The organism is Aliivibrio sp. A6, assembly GCF_028765505.1.
GTDB classification, from domain to species: domain Bacteria; phylum Pseudomonadota; class Gammaproteobacteria; order Enterobacterales; family Vibrionaceae; genus Aliivibrio; species Aliivibrio finisterrensis_A.
The window spans coordinates 1-1490 of record NZ_JARACR010000081.1; the positions used below are offsets into that span (position 1 = coordinate 1).

1 protein-coding gene is annotated in these 1490 nt (G+C 36.9%); it reads left to right on the top strand.

The window, feature by feature from the left end:
* The first annotated feature begins 844 nt into the window (after nt 1-844).
* The gene (locus PVK70_RS18655; RefSeq protein WP_130049467.1) at nt 845-1258 is read left to right on the top strand and encodes a hypothetical protein; all 414 of its coding nucleotides are present in this window, start codon (nt 845-847) and stop codon (nt 1256-1258) included.
* The last annotated feature ends 232 nt before the right edge of the window (nt 1259-1490 follow it).

Here is a 1490-nt window from a genome sequence, read left to right on the forward strand (position 1 = left end):
GATTTTATCTCGCAATTTAAGAACATTTTGTTCGCTTAATCGGCATCGGTAAATTAGAATCAGAGCTTGGAAAATATTGGCCAGGCAGTTCTTTACCAAGTTGGCCAAGCCGAAAGAGAGTCCGCACAACAATCGCATCAACACGATTTATTACACTCGGCGTTCTGGGTTTACCTTGAGTTTCGTGATTAAGGCGATTAATTCAGGTTGGTTGGCATAGTAATAAACGTGTTATGCAAGCGTTACACGAACTCTAAGATCGCAGTTTTTTGGCTCAGTTCAGCGCTTGAGCCGTTAGTTTTTTAGGCGTGAAAGTAAGGTGGATTTCCTTTTTCTTTGTTGCCTTTTGGTTTTCATTTCGTCAGGTTCTGCATTGAACTATTATTGTCCTAAATTCAGGCGTTTCAGCGGCTAATTTACGCTTCAATTGTTCTTTGGTTATGCCTCATTTTAGCCTGGATCAGTGTTTTCCTCTTAGCATTTTCAATCCCAATTGTGGCTAGGATATTTGGTTTATCAGCCGAAAACTGGCTGCAACCAAGTCGTTCAAATAGTGTGAAAAATGTATTTGTTTTCCATTTACTTTATCTCGCAATTTAAGAACATTTTGTTCGCTTAATTGCTATCGGTAAATTAGAATCAGGGCTTAGAAAATCTTGGCAAAGCGGTTCTTTACCAAGTTGACCAAGCCGAAAGTAAGCACGCACAACAATCGCATCAACACGATTTATTACATTCGGCGTTCTGGGTTTGCCTTTAGTTTTGTGATTAAGGCGATTAAATTCAGGTTGGTTTGCATAGTAATAAACGTGTTATGCCAGCGTTAAATGCTTCGGGGAAAAATATGAATAAGAAATCTGTAGCCCTACATCAGTTAGATAAGGCAATTAAACTTTATATTGATGAACAAGATTTTATTTGTGCAATCACTCTAAGTGGTGCCGCGGAAGAAATTCTTGGTAGACTTGTAGTAATGGATGGAAATCCTAATGCAAGTGAAGAGTTGGTTAAAAGGCTTCATTATTTGTCTAATGAGCAAATTAGTGAAAAAATAATTAGAAATGAACATACTAACTTTGCTAGAAATAGCATGAAGCATTTTAATAAAATAAGTGAATTTGATTTTGAAGTTGATTTTGATCCTAAACCTCATGCAACACAGCTTATTGCTAGATGTTGTTCTAATATAGTGAAATTAGAGCTGCCGTTAAGTGAACAAGTTAATAGATTTATATCATATTCTTTTGGGCGCATTTAACAAATGCATCAACACGATTTGCTACACTCGGCGTTGTCAGTTTGCCTTTAGTTTCAGTAGTTAAGGCAGTAAAATTCAGCTAAGTCTGTATCGTAGCAAACGTGTTATGCAGGCGTTATATTTTTTATTGAAACTTGCGTCATAATGCGCAACGCGCTACACTCTTCGTATGATTAAAACATTTAAGCACAAAGGTCTTAAAAAGTTTTTTGAGACTGGCTGTAAAGCGGGT

Excerpts from the sequence above, each read along its gene's own strand:
- PVK70_RS18655 (WP_130049467.1), top strand. The coding sequence starts at position 845 with ATGAATAAGAAATCTGTAGCCCTACATCAGTTAGATAAGGCAATTAAA.